The organism is Elizabethkingia sp. YR214, assembly GCF_003058195.1.
In the GTDB taxonomy this organism is placed as follows: domain Bacteria; phylum Bacteroidota; class Bacteroidia; order Flavobacteriales; family Weeksellaceae; genus Elizabethkingia.
Window position 1 is genome coordinate 644,729 of the sequence record NZ_QBUH01000001.1, and the last position, 18,929, is coordinate 663,657.

The 18,929-nt window shown below is 36.6% G+C and carries 18 protein-coding genes; 9 read left to right on the plus strand and 9 right to left on the minus strand.

Annotation, left to right across the window (positions count from 1 at the left end; translation table 11 throughout):
• Positions 1–2: 2 nt before the first annotated feature.
• Together C8J95_RS02940 and C8J95_RS02945 are read right to left on the minus strand one after the other, a co-directional pair.
• Entirely contained in the window at positions 3–3,059 is a 3,057-nt protein-coding gene (locus C8J95_RS02940) for a TAT-variant-translocated molybdopterin oxidoreductase (RefSeq protein WP_107807541.1), read from the minus strand.
• 21 nt (positions 3,060–3,080) lie between these two features.
• Positions 3,081–4,451, minus strand: a complete 1,371-nt coding sequence (locus C8J95_RS02945; protein ID WP_065083144.1) for a c-type cytochrome — start codon at positions 4,449–4,451, stop codon at positions 3,081–3,083.
• 179 nt (positions 4,452–4,630) lie between these two features.
• Here C8J95_RS02945 and C8J95_RS02950 point away from each other — a divergent pair, with 179 nt between their 5' ends.
• Entirely contained in the window at positions 4,631–5,191 is a 561-nt protein-coding gene (locus tag C8J95_RS02950) for an SPOR domain-containing protein (protein WP_107807542.1), read from the plus strand.
• Positions 5,192–5,240: 49 nt separating this feature from the next.
• On the opposite strand, the gene C8J95_RS02955 is transcribed toward C8J95_RS02950, so the two are convergent.
• Positions 5,241–5,927 carry a response regulator transcription factor gene (locus C8J95_RS02955; protein WP_034869927.1) on the minus strand — a complete coding sequence of 229 codons (687 nt, stop codon included), beginning with the start codon at positions 5,925–5,927 and terminating at the stop codon, positions 5,241–5,243.
• An 18-nt stretch (positions 5,928–5,945) separates the two neighbouring features.
• Positions 5,946–7,493, minus strand: coding sequence for a sensor histidine kinase KdpD (locus C8J95_RS02960; protein ID WP_185124585.1), 1,548 nt, complete (start codon positions 7,491–7,493; stop codon positions 5,946–5,948).
• 218 nt (positions 7,494–7,711) lie between these two features.
• Here C8J95_RS02960 and C8J95_RS02970 point away from each other — a divergent pair, with 218 nt between their 5' ends.
• Both C8J95_RS02970 and C8J95_RS02975 read left to right on the plus strand, forming a co-directional pair.
• Complete coding sequence (locus C8J95_RS02970) at positions 7,712–7,993, plus strand: DUF2752 domain-containing protein (RefSeq protein WP_107807545.1); 282 nt, start codon at positions 7,712–7,714, stop codon at positions 7,991–7,993.
• A gap of 32 nt (positions 7,994–8,025) precedes the next feature.
• Complete coding sequence (locus C8J95_RS02975; protein ID WP_107807546.1) at positions 8,026–8,400, plus strand: CCC motif membrane protein; 375 nt, start codon at positions 8,026–8,028, stop codon at positions 8,398–8,400.
• 51 nt (positions 8,401–8,451) lie between these two features.
• Here C8J95_RS02975 and C8J95_RS02980 read toward each other — a convergent pair whose 3' ends face one another.
• The 4 genes from C8J95_RS02980 to C8J95_RS02995 form a co-directional block, all read right to left on the minus strand.
• On the minus strand, positions 8,452–8,796 hold the full coding sequence (locus C8J95_RS02980; protein ID WP_045182467.1) for a hypothetical protein: 345 nt from the start codon (positions 8,794–8,796) through the stop codon (positions 8,452–8,454).
• 3 nt (positions 8,797–8,799) lie between these two features.
• Positions 8,800–10,863 carry a S9 family peptidase gene (locus C8J95_RS02985; RefSeq protein WP_107807547.1) on the minus strand — a complete coding sequence of 688 codons (2,064 nt, stop codon included), beginning with the start codon at positions 10,861–10,863 and terminating at the stop codon, positions 8,800–8,802.
• Positions 10,864–10,948: 85 nt separating this feature from the next.
• Positions 10,949–11,692 carry a uroporphyrinogen-III synthase gene (locus C8J95_RS02990; RefSeq protein ID WP_107807548.1) on the minus strand — a complete coding sequence of 248 codons (744 nt, stop codon included), beginning with the start codon at positions 11,690–11,692 and terminating at the stop codon, positions 10,949–10,951.
• Positions 11,693–11,711: 19 nt separating this feature from the next.
• A complete protein-coding gene (locus C8J95_RS02995; protein ID WP_255412706.1) occupies positions 11,712–12,356 on the minus strand; it encodes a DUF4271 domain-containing protein in 645 nt (214 codons plus the stop codon).
• 81 nt (positions 12,357–12,437) lie between these two features.
• Between C8J95_RS02995 and C8J95_RS03000 the strand changes: the two genes are divergently transcribed.
• The 4 genes from C8J95_RS03000 to C8J95_RS03015 are packed head-to-tail and all read left to right on the plus strand — an operon-like array spanning position 12,438 to position 15,742.
• Positions 12,438–13,154, plus strand: coding sequence for a polyprenol monophosphomannose synthase (locus tag C8J95_RS03000; protein ID WP_107807550.1), 717 nt, complete (start codon positions 12,438–12,440; stop codon positions 13,152–13,154).
• On the plus strand, positions 13,151–13,504 hold the full coding sequence (locus tag C8J95_RS03005; RefSeq protein WP_029728169.1) for a DUF4296 domain-containing protein: 354 nt from the start codon (positions 13,151–13,153) through the stop codon (positions 13,502–13,504). Before C8J95_RS03000 ends, C8J95_RS03005 begins: the two co-directional genes overlap by 4 nt.
• Before the next feature lie 3 nt (positions 13,505–13,507).
• Complete coding sequence (gene tgt / locus C8J95_RS03010; RefSeq protein WP_059154469.1) at positions 13,508–14,644, plus strand: tRNA guanosine(34) transglycosylase Tgt; 1,137 nt, start codon at positions 13,508–13,510, stop codon at positions 14,642–14,644.
• Between the two features lie 3 nt (positions 14,645–14,647).
• The gene (locus C8J95_RS03015) at positions 14,648–15,742 is read left to right on the plus strand and encodes an LptF/LptG family permease (RefSeq protein ID WP_107807551.1); all 1,095 of its coding nucleotides are present in this window, start codon (positions 14,648–14,650) and stop codon (positions 15,740–15,742) included.
• Here the strand turns inward: C8J95_RS03015 and C8J95_RS03020 are convergent.
• Entirely contained in the window at positions 15,736–16,455 is a 720-nt protein-coding gene (locus tag C8J95_RS03020) for a biotin--[acetyl-CoA-carboxylase] ligase (protein ID WP_107807552.1), read from the minus strand. The genes C8J95_RS03015 and C8J95_RS03020 overlap by 7 nt on opposite strands.
• Positions 16,456–16,523: 68 nt before the next feature.
• Here C8J95_RS03020 and rsfS point away from each other — a divergent pair, with 68 nt between their 5' ends.
• Both rsfS and ftsH read left to right on the plus strand, forming a co-directional pair.
• A complete protein-coding gene (rsfS, locus tag C8J95_RS03025) occupies positions 16,524–16,886 on the plus strand; it encodes a ribosome silencing factor (RefSeq protein WP_009086569.1) in 363 nt (120 codons plus the stop codon).
• Between the two features lie 36 nt (positions 16,887–16,922).
• Positions 16,923–18,896: an ATP-dependent zinc metalloprotease FtsH gene (gene ftsH / locus C8J95_RS03030; RefSeq protein WP_034869944.1), complete on the plus strand. Its 1,974-nt coding sequence runs from the start codon at positions 16,923–16,925 to the stop codon at positions 18,894–18,896.
• Positions 18,897–18,929: the final 33 nt, after the last annotated feature.

Sequence of the window (18,929 nt, forward strand, 5' to 3'; positions counted from 1 at the left end):
ATTTAAACTTCTTTTTCTTCTCTATTTCTAATTTTCGTATGGTAGAAAACGTTTGGTTTTGTACCAATTTCCTCTAGCAGGTAATATCTTCTCTTGCTACCGAATAAGCTTCTTACATGAGATCCATTATCATTCATATCTCCGAACTGCATAGCTCCTGTAGAACAAGCTTTAGAACAAGCTGTCTGGAATTCTCCATCAGCAACTCTTCTTCCGTCTTTCTTAGCTTCAAGGATTGATGCCTGAGTCATTTGGATACACATTGAACACTTCTCCATTACCCCTCTGGTTCTAACCACAACATCCGGGTTTAGTACCATACGACCAAGGTCATTGTTCATGTTATAATCAAACTTATCGTTTAATGCATAGTTGAACCAGTTGAATCTTCTTACTTTGTAAGGACAGTTGTTTGCACAATATCTTGTACCAATACATCTGTTGTATGCCATTTGGTTCTGACCTTGCTTACCGTGAGATGTTGCCGCTACCGGACATACAGTTTCACATGGAGCATGGTTACAGTGCTGGCACATTACCGGTTGGAAGATTACGTCCGGATTTTCTGCAGGATTTTCCAAGGCTCCTTCCATACCTAGAATTTTACTTCCATAAAGTCCCGGAACAGCCATTCCTTCTTTTAATCCTTCAGCTACCTCAACTTTCTTTGTTGAAGAATAGTAACGGTCAATTCTTAACCAGTACATATCACGAGACATTCTGATCTCTTCTTTACCTACTACAGGAACGTTGTTCTCTGCCTGACAAGCAATTACACAAGCTCCACAACCTGTACATGAGTTAAGGTCGATAGAAAGATTGAAGTGAGGACCATCAGTGTCATCATTATTATCCCAAAGGTCAATTTTACCCATTGGTAAAGTCCCTCCGTAAGTGTGCATTTCTAATGGCTTGTTCCAATCGTTAACATCTTTGTGCAAGAATGTTTGTAACGGAACTTCTTTTGCAATTTCATAACGCCCCATTAGGGTGTTCTGAAGCTGCATACCTGCAAACTGGTGCATTTCACCTGTTTTTTCAAGTTTAACACCTGAAAGTGCAAGGTTAGATCCGTCGAATAACGGATATGCGTTGATACCAGTCTTAGCTACTTCACCATTATCGGTTTTACCATATCCAAGTGCTAGACCGATAGAACCATCTGCTTGACCTGGCTGGATGAATACAGGAACATCTTTTAATGTTACTCCATTTACAGTAAGGTTAACGATAGAACCATCTAACTGCATTCTGGCATTAAGATCATTATCTAAATCTAATTTCTTAGCATCAGCAGGAGAAATAGTGATGTAGTTATCCCAAGACATTCTTGTGATAGGATCTGGTAATTCTTGCAACCAAGGGTTGTTAGCTTGTGTACCATCTCCAATCGCAGTATTGGTGTTTAATACTAATTCTAAATCAGAAGCTTTGAATGCCTGTAACTCAGAAATAGCCTGAGAAGCATTACCCCCTGAATAAGAAAGGTTGTTACCACCACCTACATTATTGAAACCGTTGTATAATGCCTGGTTGAATGAAGTACCACCAAGGATTGATACAGCGTTTGCTTTAAGGTAATCGTAGTAATTATTGTTAGTAGCCCCTTTTCCGTTTGTCCAGATTAAAAGAGACTCTTCAGTTTGTCTTGATTTGTAAACCTTTTGGATAGTTGGCTGCATTAAAGTGTAAACACCTGTTTCAGGCATTACATCACCCCAAGATTCTAACCAGTGTGTTGCAGGGATAACAACTTTAGCCGCTTTAGCTACTTCGTTATTTTTATCTGCAATTGCTACTACAAAATTTGCTTTTGATAAAGCAGCTTTGAACTGAGCACCTTTATTAGAAGAGTATACAGGATCGATGTTATTTGTAATAACAACACCTACCTGACCACCATTTAACCAAGAAAGGAATTCATTATAACGAGCTCCGTCAAATTCTTTCAGGTAAGAAGCCTTACCAGTGAAAGCATTAGAAGCTAATTTTTGATTAATTAAGTGTGCTAAAACGTGTGCCGCTTTAGAACCATCAGCAAATACTACTGCATTGCTTCCTTTAGCCTGAAGTTCTTTAACGATAGAAGCAGCAATCTTATCAGATGTACCACCGTTTAATCCGTTATAAACCTCTACTAAAGTTTTGTAAAGCTGAGAAGGCTTTTGCTTAATTCTTGTATCAGCATTTGCTCCTGTTAAAGACATGTTAGATTCAATCTGTACGTGTCTCAACATTTTGTCTCCAGGAACTCTTGCCGCTGCATAAGAAGTCTCTAAGCTAGCTCCGTTGAAATCTCCTAAGAAATCTGCATTGAAAGATACTACCAACTGAGATTTGCTTAGATCATAAACTGGAATGTTTCTACTTCCGAATACTTCCTGTGCTGCATCTAATGCTGCTGCATATGGGAATGCATCGTAAGTTACTAACTCAGCATTAGGATATTTAGCTTTGAAGTCACCAAAAAGTTTTTTGAAAGTAGGGCTTGGTATAGAGTGAGAAAGTAAAACCACTTTCTTGTTTGATGCCTGAGCATCTGCCAAAGCCTTAAGTACAGTGTTGTCTACTTCATCAAAAGTAGCTTCCTTACCGTTAACTTTTGGTTGCTTTATTTTATCATTGTCATAAAGAGAAAGAACACTTGCCTGAGCTCTTGCATTTGTTTTACCAAGGTTGCCAGCTGCCGGGTTTGGTTCAATTTTAATTGGACGCCCTTCTCTTGTTTTTACCAATACACTAGCAAAATCGAATCCGTCAAAATAAGATGATGCATAGTAATTAGGTACACCCGGGATAATATCGTGAGGTTTCACAACATATGGAATAGTTTTAACTACCGGAGCTTCACAAGCAGCAAGTGTTACTGCTGCTGTAGAGAATCCTAAAAGTTTTAGGAAATCTCTTCTGCTGGTAGAAGAACCATTCATTTTTTCCTCATTCCCTAGGAATTCATCTACCGGAATTTCTTCGGCAAATTCTTTCTGAGCCAACTTGTTTGTTAAAGTTGGATCTTTTAGTTCGTGAATACTTCTGAATTGTATTTTATTTGAAGCCATTGATACTTCTAGTTTTCGTTATTAATAATGACATTTACCACATTCGATACCTCCAATAGCATCTACAGTAATCTTAGCACCGCTACCATATTGTTTCTTCAACTTGTCGTGAAGTTTCTCAAAATAAGCCTGGTTGTAAGTGTTACCCATATCTACTTCTGTAGTTCTGTGACATTCGATACACCATCCCATAGTGAAATCGTTAGCCATTTGTACTACGTTCATAGTATCGATTTTACCGTGACAAGCTTTACATACTACATCGATTTGCTCGTTAGGATGTTTTTTGTTGAATGAATTGATAATCGCTTGTTCTCCGGCAATAACGTGCTGAGAGTGGTTGAAGTATACAAAATCCGGCATGTTGTGGATTCTTGTCCATTCAACTGGAGTCTCTTTTCCAGTGTATGCCATTTTAGCTGGATCCCAACCTGTTGCTGCATAAAGTTTTTTGATCTCCCCGTTGTAGAAGTCTCTGTCATGACCTGGCTCTAGGTATTCACCTTTGTATTCAGGGATAGCTTTGTGACAGTTCATACATACGTTAAGTGAAGGGATTTCAGATACTTTACCATACTTAGCACCAGAGTGACAAAGCTGACAGTCAATCTTGTTGATTCCTGCGTGAATTTTGTGAGAGAAGTAGATTGGTTGCTCAGGCTTGTAACCTTTGTAAACACCGATCCACATTAACCAGTTCCATACACCATATGCTGCAAAGATTGCTAAAAGAGCAACAACACCTTGTCCTACAATTTTGTATTTTGCATAAAGCTCGCTGAAAGATTGAATTCTTGTAGCGTTAAGAGCGGTAATCTCTTCGGATTGGTTAAGTTTTACTAGCTGTCTTATTTTGAATAAGATCCAGATTAATAGACCTGCAATAGCGAAAAGTGAAATCATTACGATTTTAGCATTTCCTTCGCTAGCTTTAGCTGCGTTTACAGCGTTTAGGTCTGGGGAATCAGTAGCTTTAGCATCTTTCTTTGCGTCAGCTGCTGGTTCAGCAGGAGGATTGGATGTATAGGCTAAGATATCATCGATATCTTTTTCAGAAAGATTAGGGAATTGTTGCATCTCAACTTTTCCGTTTTCTTCGAAGATTTTATTTGCGTACTTGTCTCCGGAAGCTCTTAAAGCTTTGTTGTCTTTAATCCACTTTTGGAACCAGTCACGTCCTAGACCTTCCTCTGCTTTTACCTTTTCTACAATGCCTTTTAATGGTGGCCCAATTAGTTTTGAGTCAAGTTTGTGGCAGGCTGTACAATTTGTTTTAAAGAGCTCTGCCCCTTTTGCAGGGTCGCCTTCCTGTGCGTTATAAAGAGCACTGGTTGATAGCAAAATACCAATTGCAATCAGCCCTTTCTTGTAATGCTTTCTCCAATTAATCATTTAATTAATCTTGATTAGTTAATCTTTGATACTATATCATTCAATTCGGCAAAAATACTATTTTAACACTACATTAACAGGGCTAAAATATGTCTAAATGTCATTTTTCTTTAATTTATATCAATTCTAAATTAGTTTCAAGAATTAGTATTATTTTTGCATAAATTAACTATTAATAGATGAAAAAGATATTCCAGATAGGAGCTGTTATGATGTTGTTTTGTTTTCAAAATATTTATGCTCAGAAGATTATCAGTAAGAAAGATAGTGTGAGCGGTAATGTTTATACTACACAAATGGATAGCAGAATAGACGAATTGTTGACCAGATCTGAAGAGAGCTGTAATCGTCCTGCAGGCCCTAAAATTGTAAATAACACTACTGGCGGTGGATCGGTAATAAGCGATGACAGAACTGTTACAAGTACACCTCGTGTTATCAATACAAAAACACTATCCACAGCAGATATCTGTAGAAACAGACCTAAGCTTAGTGGTTATAAGATTCAGATTGCTGTGACTAACAATAGCAATGATGCAAATAAGATAAGATATGAGGTAAGACAGAGTTTTCCGGATCTTAGAACGGAGCTTGACAGTAGCCTTAGACCTAACTATAAAATTCTTGCCGGAAGTTTCTTTAGTAAGCAAAGCGGAAGCGAAGATCTGAGGAGGGTAAGAAGAGTGTACAGCGGAGCAATACTTATTCCTTACAGAATCTTCTGTGTGGAAGCAAAATAAAAATAAAAAAGGAAGCCAATCAGCTTCCTTTTTTTATTGTAATCAGTACCTAGTTTTTTACTAAAAGTCTGAATCCTTCACCGTGTACATTGATGATTTCTAAACCTTCATCTTCTTTCAGAAGTTTACGAAGCTTAGCAATGTAAACATCCATACTTCTCGCTGTAAAATAATTCTCTTTCTTCCAGATTTTTCTTAGTGCCAGATCACGAGGCATAAAATCATTTCTGTGGATGCAAAGTAGTTTTAATAACTCGTTTTCTTTTGGAGAAAGCTTGTATTCCTGATCGTTTACACGCAGCTGACGCAACATTGAATCGAAGAAAATGTTACTGATTTTAAACTGCTCCTGTTCTTCATCTTCAATGGAAGAACTTCTCTGAAGAATTGCTTTGATTTTGTAAAGCAATAATTCAGTATCAAAAGGTTTTGTGATGTAATCATCGGCTCCGATTTGGTACCCTTTTAGGATATCCTCACGCAAGTTTTTAGCGGTAAGAAAGATGATCGGAATATTTTTATCAATTTTTTTAATTTCTTCTGCTAAAGAGAAACCATCCTTTTTTGGCATCATTACATCGGTAATGCAGATGTCAAATTCGTTTTCGGTAAATTCTTTTAGTCCTTGTTCACCATCGGCAGCCAGAGTTACATCGAAGTTATTAATGGTTAAATAATCCTTCAGTACAGCTCCGAAGCTTTGGTCGTCTTCTACGAGTAAGATTCTGTTGTTCATTTTTTTAATATTTTGTTGTTAGACGATTAACGGAAGTTTTATGGTAAAGGTGCTTCCTTTTTCCTTTTGTGATTCTACAATTATTTGTCCTTTATGGAGTTCTATAATCTTTTTAACATAAGAAAGACCTAGTCCTTGCCCTTTTACATTGTGAATATTTCCGGTTTCTTCACGGAAGAATTTCTCAAAAATCCGGCTCTTATTTTCTGTTTCCATGCCCATTCCTTTATCGGAAATTTCTATGACATACCAGTGGCCTTCATTTCTGGTTTTTATTCTTATATCAGGCTTTTCGGGAGAATATTTGTTTGCATTGTCCAATAGGTTTACAAGCGCATTTGAAATATGAAATTCATCAATTTTGAAGTTGTATTTCTCTGCTTTGAATTCCTCTGTAAGGGAACCTTCTCTTTGTTCAACAATCAGGCGGAAGGAACGGGTTATTTCCTTTATCAACTCTCTTACATTTGTTGTCTTCAGGAAAAGTTTCATTTCATTACGCTCCAATTTGGACATGTTCAGTACATTCTCTACCTGTTTTTTCATACGCAGGTTTTCCTGTTTTATAAGGCTTGAGTAATATTTTACTTTTTCCGGATTGGTTGCTATTTTATCATTGTTCAGAGAGTCTGTAGCAACGGAAATAGTAGCTAGCGGAGTCTTGAACTCATGAGACATATTATTGATAAAATCAGTCTTTACTTCGGAAATTTTCTTCTGCTTGCTCATGTAGTTGATGGAGATAATGTAAATCCCCAGAATCGTAAGCAGGGATAGCATTGTTCCCAGAAGCATCGGTAGATTATTTTCCACAAGTGAATAGTCTTTGCTTGGGAAAATTAATGCTAAAGTATAGAGTGTTTTATACTGATTGTCAGTGAAAAGTTCGAATGTGTAATTTTGTTTATCAGGTTGTGCTAAAAAATTATTATTAGCAACCTTTGTTGGGTTGTTATTCTTATCTAAAATGGCAAATCCTATTGGAGTATTAATGCCCTTCATGTTTAGCTCGCGTTTGATGAGGCTGTCTAGTTCTTTCGTATTTATACGCTGCTGAATAGGCATATTGCTGGCATTAATTTTGACCAATTGCTTGAGAGTAAAATTATTGCTGGATAAATCCTGGTTCATTTCAGAGGTCAATGGCTTTGGTGCAGTGTTTTTTAGCTTTATCAGCCCCTCATCTCCATACAAGTTAGTTAGCTCTACATTGTCCCCCGGAGTAGGTAACGGAATGTCTTTCTTTTCAATAATATTTTTAGAGAATGCAATAACTCTTTTGTTATTAGTAGAGTCCGTAGTAGACTGAATATATTGCTGGGTAGCTTGTCCGCTGGAGTTTTTTATAGCTTCCGAAAAATTGGTTTTGTTGTTGGCGTAATATTTATCCACCTCCATTTCATTTACCTTTTCACGGATATTTTCCATGGAAGAATACACCTTGTTAGAGAACTCCTGTTCCAGAGCTCTGTAATATTCTTTCAGCCAGTATAGCTGCATAGATACGAAGACGATAAGAGATATCGTCATAAAAACTGATATGATAGGAATGAACTTGTTATTCATTGTTTGCTCAAATATTTGTTAAAATTAAAAATAAATTGAAATAAAAAGAAAATAAATTGAAAAAAAATGTTTCAAATTTCTTAAAACGAGCATTTTTAACATAAATTTCGATATCTAGAGTGTTCGGATACGATATGCGGTTAAGAATTATGTGAAAATTTTGAAAAAGAATTGAAAATAATTCTTTAAAAGAAATTAAATTTGGAAAAAGTAGTGAAATGCTGTACATTAAAATTCCTAAATTACAGTGCGTTATAAAAGAAAATACCGGAGTAGACTGTCCGGGGTGTGGTCTCCAGAGGAGTGTAGAGTATCTTTTGAATGGTGAAGTGATGAAGTCTCTGCAGATATATCCTGGCCTTATTCCGCTTGTTTGTGTATTTCTGTTTTTAGGTCTTCACTTATGGATAGATAAGACATGGACGTTGAGATTAATGAGCTTTACTTTCTGGTTGACCTCAATTGTAATTCTTGGAAATTATATTTTAAAATTTATTTAAACACCAATATTAATTTGAAAACTATTTAATTTATGAATGAAAACATCGAAATTTATCCTATGGGAGGTGGTAAGTTGCCAAATGATCAGATAGCTCTGATATTGTCTATTTCTGCGGCTGTTTTATTGCTTACAGGTTGCTGTTGCGGACTTTTTACAACAATACCGGCTCTAATCTGTGCTATCATCGGTTTTGTTCTTGCTAATAAAGCAACAACATTATACAAGCTTAATCCAAGTATTTACACTCAGCAAAGTCTTAGCAATGTAAAAACAGCTAAGGTTATAGCGCTTGTGGCTCTTGTTTTATCTGCTATATGGACTGTTTTCAGTATATTGGCTATAGTTGGGGCAGTGACTTCACCAGAATTCCTGAAGGAATATCAAAGTCAGATCAGGAATATGTAATACTGACTCTTAATGAAACAGAAAAACACTGCGCTTTGCAGTGTTTTTTATTTATTCTTCAAAAAGATCTTCGTCAATAAAATACTGTATAATAGATTTTCTCATCAAAACGCTTTGCTCATTGGGCCTTAATTCCGGAACCTCCTGGAGTTGTTCGTATTGTGGCCAACCATCGTCATAACCATTGAATTTATAATAGCCATAAGGTTCTAATAATCTGCAAACAGCAATATGTATAAGATTTAGTTTATCGTCTTTAGAATATTTTTGTTGTCCGCTACCCAGCTCCTGAATGCCAATAAGGAACAAAATAGTTTCTATCGGAGGATTGGGTTCCATATCAAAGTTCTTCTGGAAAAAAGCATCTACTTTCTTCCATAGTTCCTGTTCTGTCATTTTTTAGTTTTTTTGAAGTTCAACTTCGGTTTTATTCTCCAGTTTAAGAAGAAATGCGTATTCAAATGCATCATCTTTCAGGGATTCAAAACGCCCTGAAGCGCCACCATGACCAGAAGACATATCAGTTTTGAAAAGCAGAAGCTTATCATCTGTTTTCAGTTCACGAAGTCTTGCTGTCCACTTTGCAGGTTCCCAGTATTGTACTTGAGAGTCGTGGAAGCCTGTGGTGATCAGAATATTTGGATATTCTTTCTCTTCAATATTGTCATATGGAGAGTAAGATTTCATGTAATCGTAATATTCCTTTTCATTCGGATTTCCCCATTCATCATATTCCCCAGTTGTTAAAGGGATATCTTCATCCAGCATTGTAGTCACAACATCTACAAAAGGTACCTGTGCTACAATCCCGTTAAATAGTTTAGGTTCCATATTGATTATGGCACCCATTAGTAATCCGCCGGCACTTCCGCCCATTGCGTATAAATGTTCCGCAGAAGTATAGTTCTCTTTAATTAGAAATTTGCCTGCATCTATAAAGTCATAAAATGTATTCTTTTTGTACAGCATTTTTCCGTGTTCATACCATTCTCTACCTAGGTATTCTCCACCGCGTATATGAGCAATTGCATAAATGAATCCACGATCCAGTAATGAAAGGCGTACATTGGAGAATGCAGCATCTACTGTATAGCCGTAGCTGCCATATCCGTATAATAGAAGTGGAGTGTCCTCGTTTTTCGAAGTATCTTTATGGTAAACAAGAGAAATAGGTACTTTTTGTCCATCTCTTGCTGTTGCCCAAATCCTTTCAGAGATATAATTTTCTGCCTTAAATGTTCCACCTAAAACCTCCTGCTCCTTAAGGATCTTATTGGTTTTAGTTTTCATATTGTACTCAAACGTGGTTGATGGGCGGGTCATGGATGTGTATCCGTATCGCAGAACCTCTGAGTTGAATTCAAGATTTATACTGATATAAGCAGTGTAGGTAGGATCATGGAATGGTAAATATTCTGTTTCTCCGGTTTTCCAGTTGCGAATATTAATCTTTAGAAGACCTTTTTCTCTTTCCTCAATCACAAGATAATCGTTGAAAATCTCGAAGCCTTCCAGTAAAATTCCTTCTCTGTGCGGAACGATATCTGTCCAATTTTCCTTTGTTGTTTTATCAACAGGTGTTTTTACAAGCTTGAAATTGGTAGCACCGTCAACATTTGTTATGATATAAAAATCATTTTCAAAATGTTCTACAGAGTATTCCAGGTCTGCTTCACGGGGCTGAATAATCTTCCATTCTGCAAAAATATCATTGGCCGGGATAAAGCGCATTTCGTCGGAAATTGTACTGGAGCTGGAAATAACAATATATTCAGATGATTTTGTTTTGAATACATTGACATCGAAAGTATCATCCTTTTCATGGTAAACCAGAACATCTTTTTTGGAGTCTGTTCCTATTTTGTGTCGAAGTATCTGGTAGGCGCGAAGGCTTTTATCTTTACGGATATAGAAAACATATTGTCCGTCTGCAGACCATACGGCTTTTCCGGTTGTGTTTTCTATTTTGTCTTCCAGTATTTCTCCGGTTTCAATATTCTTGAAGTATATAGTGTAGATTCTTCTGCTCAGGTTGTCATAAGAATAAGCAACCATATTGTTGTCTTCGCTTACACTAAGGCTTCCAATTTCAAAGAAATCTAAGCCCTCAGCAAGAATGTTGGAATCCAAAAGGATTTCTTCATTCGCCTCCAGGGTAAGATGCTTTCTGCAGAAAATAGGATATTCTCTACCTTCTTCATAACGTACAATGTACCAGTATTCGTTAAAGAAATAGGGGAGTGAAGAATCGTCTTTTTTATAACGGGATTTCATTTCTTCATAAAGAAAATTCTGAAAATCTTCAGTATCTCTCATTATTTCAGAGGTGTACTGGTTTTCTTCATTTAGGTATGCAATAACTTCAGGGTTTTCCCTTTCATTTAGCCAATAGTAAGGATCGATTCGTTGATCGCCATGTTTACTAAGGATTTTATCTATCTTTTTTGCCTTTGGCGCTTTCATTTATAAGTGAATAAAAAATTAAAGTTAAATAAAAAAACCATCACAACCCGAAGGTAATGATGGCTTTTGTATTATTTATAGATTTTTACTTGTTGTTAGCTTTGATAAACTTTTCCAAAGCCATTGTCATAGAAGGAGATTCTTTTGTAGGAGCCATAAGATCTACACGAAGTTTAAGCTCTTCTGCTGCCTGCTGGGTTGTTAGCCCGAATACTCCGATCTTAGTGTCTTCCTGCTTGAAGTCCGGGAAGTTCTCGAATAGAGAACGTACACCCTGTGGGCTAAAGAATATCACAAGATCATACTCTTTTATGTTAACATCCTGCAGGTTACTGCAAACTGTTCTGTACATAATCGCTCTTTTCCATTCTACACCTGCTTCACTTAGTACATTAGGAATGTCCTCTGTGAAAACGTCAGAAGATGGAAGAAGGTATTTTTCAGTATTATGCTTCTTTAATAATGGTAAAAGATCTTTTGCTGTTTTTTCACCAAAGCTGATTTTTCTTTTTCTATAGACAATATGCTTCTGAAGGTAGTTGGCTACAGCTTCAGATTGGCAAATGTATCGCATAGAATCTGGCACAGCAAAGCGCATCTCTTCTGCTAAGCGGAAGTAATGGTCAATAGCATTCTTACTGGTAAAAATAATACCAGTGTACTGACTAAGATCTATTTTTTGAGAACGAAGTTCTTTCGCATCTGCTCCTTCTACATGTATAAAAGGTCTAAAATCAATCTTCACCTTTTCTTTTTTAGCTATCTCACCATAAGGGGATGTAGCTAAGTTAGGAGCTGGTTGAGAGACTAGAACGGACTTTACTTTCATCAATTTATTTTTATAATGACTAAAAAAATAAAAATTTCCATACTACCAAATGAGGTAAAATTTGGAGTGTGCAAATATACAAAAATTTATAATACCATTCTTTAGGAAGAGTAGGATTCCTGTTAAAAAGTAGAAATGCTATTTTGCCGGTAAAGATAAAAACCAGCATTCCTATGTAATAATTGAACACCCGGAAATGATCTATAGGGTAGAAATAATGAACCAATGTAAGTGCACAAAATAGCAAAATAATAATACGGAAGAACTTGTTTATGTTGAAGGTATATGACTTCCAGCGATCTGCATTGCCAGAGCTGGCAAAAAACAGATAAGATAAGACACATTTTATTCCGTATAATAATAGGTAGGTAATAAAGATAAAACCAAACTTATTGAGGGTGTAACCACCAAGGTTTATATTATCATTAATAAATCTTGGTACTACAGGAATGTACTGTGATAAAAAAACAGATAAGATGAAAATATAAATGAAGCCGGAAATAAACCAGTTGATAAAGATATTGCTGCTATCCTCTATTGAAAGGCGAAGATGTTCTACAAAAGAAATATCTTTATTCAGTACCCTGGACGATATAATATATATTATAGCAATACCTAAGATACTGTAGATTACCCAGTCATTGTTTTCTACAATTCTAATCAATGATTTTTTTTGCAAAAGTACACACATTCATCTCCTGTACAAAATTTAGATCAGAATAACTTATCTTTGTGCTCGATTTGTATGAAAAAATTAGTCGTTATCCCAACTTTCAACGAGAAAGAAAACATTGCCGATATTATAAAAGCTGTAATGGATTTGCAGCAGGATTTTCATATTCTGGTGGTAGATGATTCCTCTCCGGATGGTACTGCCAGTATTGTAGAGGATCTTCTGCTTGTTTATGCAGGACAGGTTTTTCTTAGTGTAAGACAAGTAAAAGACGGATTAGGGAAGGCTTATATTCATGGATTTAAATGGGCTTTGGAGCACGGATATGATTATATATTTGAGATGGATGCCGATTTTTCACACAATCCGAATGATCTGCCTAAGCTGTATGAAGCTTGCCAGGATGCAGACATGACTATCGGATCGCGTTATTCTAAGGGAGTAAATGTGGTAAACTGGCCTATGGGCAGAGTATTACTTTCTTACTTTGCTTCCAAATATGTACGTTTTGTTTTGGGAGTACCAATTCATGATACAACTGCCGGATTTGTATGTTTCTCCAGAAAAGTACTGGAGGAAATAGGTTTAGACAAAATTAAACTAAGGGGTTACGGATTTCAAATCGAGATGAAATTCCGAACCTATAAAAAAGACTTTAAAATTGTTGAAGTCCCAATTATTTTTACCGACAGAACTAAGGGTGAATCAAAAATGAGTGCAAACATTTTTCAGGAGGCTTTATTTGGAGTACTCAACCTGAAGTGGAAAAGTATAATAAACAGATTATGAGAAAACTGTTTTTTTTCATATTTATAGTGTTCCTGTCTGCATGTTCGCAGGTAGATAAACCAAAAAAGCTTATTTCTAAAGACGAAATGGCGGATATTTTTGTGGAGATGGCCATTTATGATGGAGCATTGAATATAAATCCGCAAGCTAATATGGAGGGAACAAGCAAATATATTTTGCAGCAGCATAAAATTACAGGAACTGTTTTTATGGATAGTTACAACTATTACTTATCCCAAAAACAAATGGAATCTATTTTTGATTCAGCAGAAAAGAAGCTGATGAAAAAGGATCCGAAACTGGAAGCATATATTAAAAAGAAAAATAAAGGAACTGAAGTTCCGAAATAACATATGGAGAAGTTTTTTGAAGTAGAACAATTTTCAGCAAAAGGTAAAGCCAGAGCAGGTGTTATTACAACAGACCATGGTAAAATACAGACACCTATATTTATGCCGGTTGGTACTGTAGCAACAGTAAAAACTGTTCATCAGAGAGAACTGAGAGACGATATTAAAGCTCAGATTATCTTAGGAAATACCTATCACCTATACCTGAGACCAGGAATGGACGTTATGCAGAATGCCGGCGGATTACATAAATTTATGAACTGGGAGCTTCCTATTCTTACAGATAGTGGAGGTTTTCAGGTTTTTTCACTGGCTTCCAGCCGTAAGATGACTGAAGAGGGTGTGAAATTCAAATCTCACATCGACGGAAGTTATCATTTTATTTCACCTGAAGTTTCTATGGAAATTCAGCGTAAAATCGGTGCAGATATCTTTATGGCATTTGATGAATGTACTCCATATCCATGTGAATACAATCAGGCAAAGCTTTCTATGGAACTTACACACAGATGGCTGAAGAGATGTATTGAATGGACAGAAAATAATCCGGAATATTACGGACACAAGCAAAGGTTGTTTCCAATTGTTCAAGGGTCTGTGTATTCGGATCTTAGAAAAGCTTCCGCTGAAGTTATTGCTGAGGCAGGAGCTGAAGGAAACGCTATTGGTGGTCTTTCTGTTGGTGAGCCGGAAGAGGAAATGTACAGAATTACAGATGAAGTAACAGATATTCTTCCTAAAGATAAACCTCGTTATCTGATGGGAGTTGGGACACCATGGAATATTCTGGAATCTATAGGTAACGGTATCGATATGATGGATTGTGTAATGCCTACCCGTAATGCCAGAAACGGTATGCTGTTCACATGGGGTGGTGTGATCAATATTAAGAACGAAAAATGGAAGAATGATTTTTCTCCGTTAGACGAATTTGGTACATCGTATGTAGATCAGGAATATACAAAAGCATATGTAAGACACTTATTCTCAGCAAGAGAATACTTAGGAAAACAGATTGCTTCTATTCATAATCTTGCTTTTTATTTAGATTTGGTAAAAGTCGCAAGAGAACATATCTTAGCAGGAGATTTCTATGAATGGAAAGATAGCATTATTCCACAACTAAAAAGCAGAATGTAGTCCTTGAAGATTATAGATAAATATATTATCCGGAAATTCCTGGGAACCCTGGGATTTATGTTGGCATTGCTGTCTATTATTGTATTGGTAATAGACGTTCAGGCAAAGATTCCACGTATTGAAAGTAATGGCTTTACAACAGGTTACTTTCTGATTCATTTTTACCCTTACTGGTTAATATATCTGGTTATAACCTTTATGTCTATTCTGGTATTTATTTCGGTTATTTTCTTTACATCGAGAATGGCCAATAATACCGAGATTGTAGCTATTATTAGTAGTGGGGCCAGCTTTCACAGATTTGCCAAGCCTTATCTTATTGCCGCTTTATTACTGGCTTTTTCTGCATTGGCAATTAATCACTTTATATTGCCATGGGCAAATATTAAGAAAAACAAGCTAATCATCTATACCTATAGTGCGGCTAACAGAAGTAAATTTACAGATAGCCGTCAGATTTCTACGCAATTATCGCCTACAGAGTATGTCTTTATCAATAGCTATAATCCTAAAGAGAAAAGAGGTTTCTCCTATATTTATCAGAAATTTGATAAAAACAGACGACTGATTTATCAGCTTACTTCAAGCGATATGGTTTGGGAAGAGAAGAAGAAAAGCTTCATGCTGACCAACTATTACGAAAAGTGGGTGAATAAAGATGATACGGAAAAACTGGCTAAAGGAGATACAAAGTATCAGAAGCTGGGTGCTTCTCCTGAAGAAATTTTCCCGGATGAGCTTGTCGGTGAAAACAAGACAACACCCGAACTTATTAAGTTTATCAATAACGAAAGAAGGAAAGGTAATGCCAATGTTGCTGCCTATCAAAATGAGCTGCATTTGCGTACTGCCATGCCTTTTTCTATTATTATATTAACCTTTTTGGCGCTATCACTTTCTTCCCAGAAGAAAAGAGGTGGACTTGGTGCAAACCTGGCAATTGGTATTGCCCTGGCATTTGTATTTGTCTTCTCATTCGAAGTACTGAAACTGGTTTCTTCTTCACAAACTCTATCGCCTTTGGTAGCGATGTGGCTCCCGAATATTGTATTTGCTCCGATTGCATTCTATCTGTACTGGAAGCGTGCTAATCAGTAGAGCAGAGTGATTTCTTTGTGGAAAAACTTTTTCATGTCGTCTTCATTTTCCAGTTCCACATTTAGATAACCGTCATTGTCTACATATCTTATAATGCCATTTTGTCTGATATTGTTAATCTCGAATACGGATATCTGATCTTTTCGGAACAATGCCTCGTTGTATCGTGCCAGTACTTCTTCGTCTGAAGGAAACTGTACAAGTTGCTCAGAAAAATGATTGTGCATATCTTCCGTAAACTGATGCAGGTCGAAGATTAAACCGGTTTGTGTCTTTATAGAACCCGCTTTTGTAATCTCGTCAAAATTATCCTGAAGAACATTTACACCAAAACCGGCAATATAATAATCTACATGTTCTACTGTAATTTTCTCTATGAGAATTCCTACAATTTTTTTATTTTGCAGAATTATATCGTTGGGCCACTTCACTTTTGCCTCTTTATCGGTAATTTTGACAATAAAGTCACGAAGTAACAAAGCGGTATAGAAGTTGAATAGATTTGGAGACAATCTCACTAGCTTTGTTGGTAAGATAAAAGAGTAAGCTACGTTCTTGTCTTTTGGGATTTTCCAGGTGTTGCCATATTGTCCACGTCCTTTGGTCTGGTCAAATGTATATACTGAGGATATTCCTGTAGCGTTTGGATTTGCAAGTTCAGAAACGATATCGTTTGTGGATCCAACACTTGGAAGGTAAAGCAGGCTGTTCATTTTTTAAAGCTAATTAAAGAGGATTTGAGATAAAAAAAAGTAACTTTGCAAATATTACAATTTTTTGAATGAGTAAAAATACAGAAAAACAGCAACTAATAGACAAAATACTAGAAGCGATTCAGGATACTAAAGGGGAGGATATCCAAGTTCTTGATCTCTCGCATATTGAAAATACAGTTGCCGATACATTTATTATATGTAGTGCCAATTCTAATACACAGGTTTCAGCAATCGCAGGAAATGTAGAAAAGAAAGTAAGAAATGAACTACAGGATCGTCCATGGCATGTGGAAGGTGCTGAAAACTCATTGTGGGTATTAGTAGACTATGTATCGGTTGTTGTGCATATCTTCCAAAGACATATTCGTGAATATTACGATATTGAAAGCCTTTGGGGAGATGCCAAAGTCACAAAAATAGAATCTTAACAGAGAGAACGCTCTCCTAATTATTTAAAAGAAGTAATGAAAAGTAAAGGATTTAATTGGTTTTATTTAATCTTTGCAGCAGTATTGCTTATGCTTTTCCTTCCTGGTTTAATGTCTTCATCGGACACCAGAAAACTAGACGAGAAAAGTTTTTATGCATTATTGAGCCAAAATAAAATCAAAAATGTTGTCGTATTAAAGGATACAGACGTTGCTCAGGTTTTTTTAACACCTGAAGCTAAAAACGATCCTGCATTGGCTAAGAAGAAAACGACTCCGTCGCCAATGATGGGATTCATGAAAGAAAACCCGGATTTTACTGTAAATATTGGTGACCTGAAGTATTTTCAGGAACGCTATAACGCTATCACAGATAAAGATTCAAATATCAAATCTAAACTTACGTTCGATACGGAAAGTTCTCCATGGAGTAGCTTCCTTATGAATATTTTGGTGTGGGTAGGTATTATGGTTCTGTTCTATTATATCTTCTTCAGAAAGATAGCTGGTGGCTCAGGTGGAGCAGGTGGCCAAATCTTTAACATTGGAAAATCGAGAGCGAAACTTTTTGATGAAAAAGAAAAGGTAAATGTTAGCTTTAAAGATGTTGCTGGTTTAGAAGGTGCTAAAGAAGAAGTACAGGAAGTTGTAGACTTTCTGAAGAACTCTGAAAAATACACCAAATTAGGTGGTAAAATACCAAAAGGTGTTCTTTTAGTAGGCCCTCCGGGAACAGGTAAAACCTTATTGGCGAAAGCTGTAGCTGGTGAAGCAAAAGTTCCTTTCTTCTCACTTTCAGGTTCCGATTTTGTGGAAATGTTTGTAGGGGTAGGTGCGTCCAGAGTACGTGATCTTTTTGCACAGGCAAAAGCGAAATCTCCGGCGATTATATTTATCGATGAGATCGATGCTATTGGTAGAGCCAGAGGTCGTGGAAATATTACAGGTGGTAACGACGAAAGAGAAAACACACTAAATCAGTTGTTGACAGAAATGGATGGTTTTGGTACAGATACCAACGTTATTGTAATGGCAGCGACTAACCGTGCGGATATCCTGGATAAAGCATTAATGCGTGCTGGACGTTTTGACAGATCTATTTATGTGGATCTTCCGGAATTACATGAGCGTAAACAAATCTTTAATGTTCACCTTAAGAAAATTAAACTGGATTCTTCTGTAGATGTTGACTTCCTTGCGAAGCAAACACCTGGATTCAGTGGGGCAGATATTGCCAATGTTTGTAACGAAGCAGCTCTTATTGCAGCTAGAAACGGACACGAATCTGTAAATAAACAAGACTTCCTGGATGCTGTAGACAGAATTATTGGTGGTCTTGAAAAGAAAAATAAAGCGATTAAACCATCTGAAAAACGTAGAGTTGCTTTCCATGAAGCAGGTCATGCTACTGTTAGCTGGTTGGTAGAACATGCAGCGCCTTTACTAAAGGTTACAATTGTACCAAGAGGACGTTCTCTTGGGGCAGCATGGTATCTTCCGGAAGAAAGACAACTTACTACAACTGAACAAATGCTGGACGAAATGTGTGCAACATTAGGTGGTAGAGCTGCAGAGCAGGTTGTATTCGGAAATATCTCTACAGGTGCCCTTTCCGATTTGGAAAGAGTAACTAAGCAGGCGCAGGCAATGGTAACAATCTACGGACTAAGTGATGCTGTAGGTAACCTGTCTTATTATGACAGCTCAGGTCAGCAGGAATACTCTTTTGGAAAACCATATTCAGAAGAAACTGCTAAGCTTATTGATAAGGAAATTTCCAAAATTGTAGAGTCTCAGTATCAGAGAGCTGTAGAAATTCTTTCAACTCATCGCAATAAATTGGATGCTTTAGCGTCTAAGTTATTAGATAAGGAAGTTATTTTTAGAGAAGATCTGGAGGAAATCTTTGGAAAAAGAGCCTGGGATCCGGAGTTAACAGAGCAACCGCTTTCTGCAACGACAGAGAATGATACTGTTAGCCCAATAAATGAGGAAGCAAAAGAGCTTTAATTAAAAATAATTTTTATTTTTGTTAGGCTAATT

Excerpts from the sequence above, each read along its gene's own strand:
- C8J95_RS02940 (WP_107807541.1), bottom strand. The coding sequence starts at position 3,059 with ATGGCTTCAAATAAAATACAATTCAGAAGTATTCACGAACTAAAAGAT.
- C8J95_RS02945 (WP_065083144.1), bottom strand. The coding sequence starts at position 4,451 with ATGATTAATTGGAGAAAGCATTACAAGAAAGGGCTGATTGCAATTGGT.
- C8J95_RS02950 (WP_107807542.1), top strand. The coding sequence starts at position 4,631 with ATGAAAAAGATATTCCAGATAGGAGCTGTTATGATGTTGTTTTGTTTT.
- C8J95_RS02955 (WP_034869927.1), bottom strand. The coding sequence starts at position 5,927 with ATGAACAACAGAATCTTACTCGTAGAAGACGACCAAAGCTTCGGAGCT.
- C8J95_RS02960 (WP_185124585.1), bottom strand. The coding sequence starts at position 7,493 with ATGAATAACAAGTTCATTCCTATCATATCAGTTTTTATGACGATATCT.
- C8J95_RS02970 (WP_107807545.1), top strand. The coding sequence starts at position 7,712 with ATGCTGTACATTAAAATTCCTAAATTACAGTGCGTTATAAAAGAAAAT.
- C8J95_RS02975 (WP_107807546.1), top strand. The coding sequence starts at position 8,026 with ATGAATGAAAACATCGAAATTTATCCTATGGGAGGTGGTAAGTTGCCA.
- C8J95_RS02980 (WP_045182467.1), bottom strand. The coding sequence starts at position 8,796 with ATGACAGAACAGGAACTATGGAAGAAAGTAGATGCTTTTTTCCAGAAG.
- C8J95_RS02985 (WP_107807547.1), bottom strand. The coding sequence starts at position 10,863 with ATGAAAGCGCCAAAGGCAAAAAAGATAGATAAAATCCTTAGTAAACAT.
- C8J95_RS02990 (WP_107807548.1), bottom strand. The coding sequence starts at position 11,692 with ATGAAAGTAAAGTCCGTTCTAGTCTCTCAACCAGCTCCTAACTTAGCT.
- C8J95_RS03000 (WP_107807550.1), top strand. The coding sequence starts at position 12,438 with ATGAAAAAATTAGTCGTTATCCCAACTTTCAACGAGAAAGAAAACATT.
- C8J95_RS03005 (WP_029728169.1), top strand. The coding sequence starts at position 13,151 with ATGAGAAAACTGTTTTTTTTCATATTTATAGTGTTCCTGTCTGCATGT.
- tgt (WP_059154469.1), top strand. The coding sequence starts at position 13,508 with ATGGAGAAGTTTTTTGAAGTAGAACAATTTTCAGCAAAAGGTAAAGCC.
- C8J95_RS03020 (WP_107807552.1), bottom strand. The coding sequence starts at position 16,455 with ATGAACAGCCTGCTTTACCTTCCAAGTGTTGGATCCACAAACGATATC.
- rsfS (WP_009086569.1), top strand. The coding sequence starts at position 16,524 with ATGAGTAAAAATACAGAAAAACAGCAACTAATAGACAAAATACTAGAA.
- ftsH (WP_034869944.1), top strand. The coding sequence starts at position 16,923 with ATGAAAAGTAAAGGATTTAATTGGTTTTATTTAATCTTTGCAGCAGTA.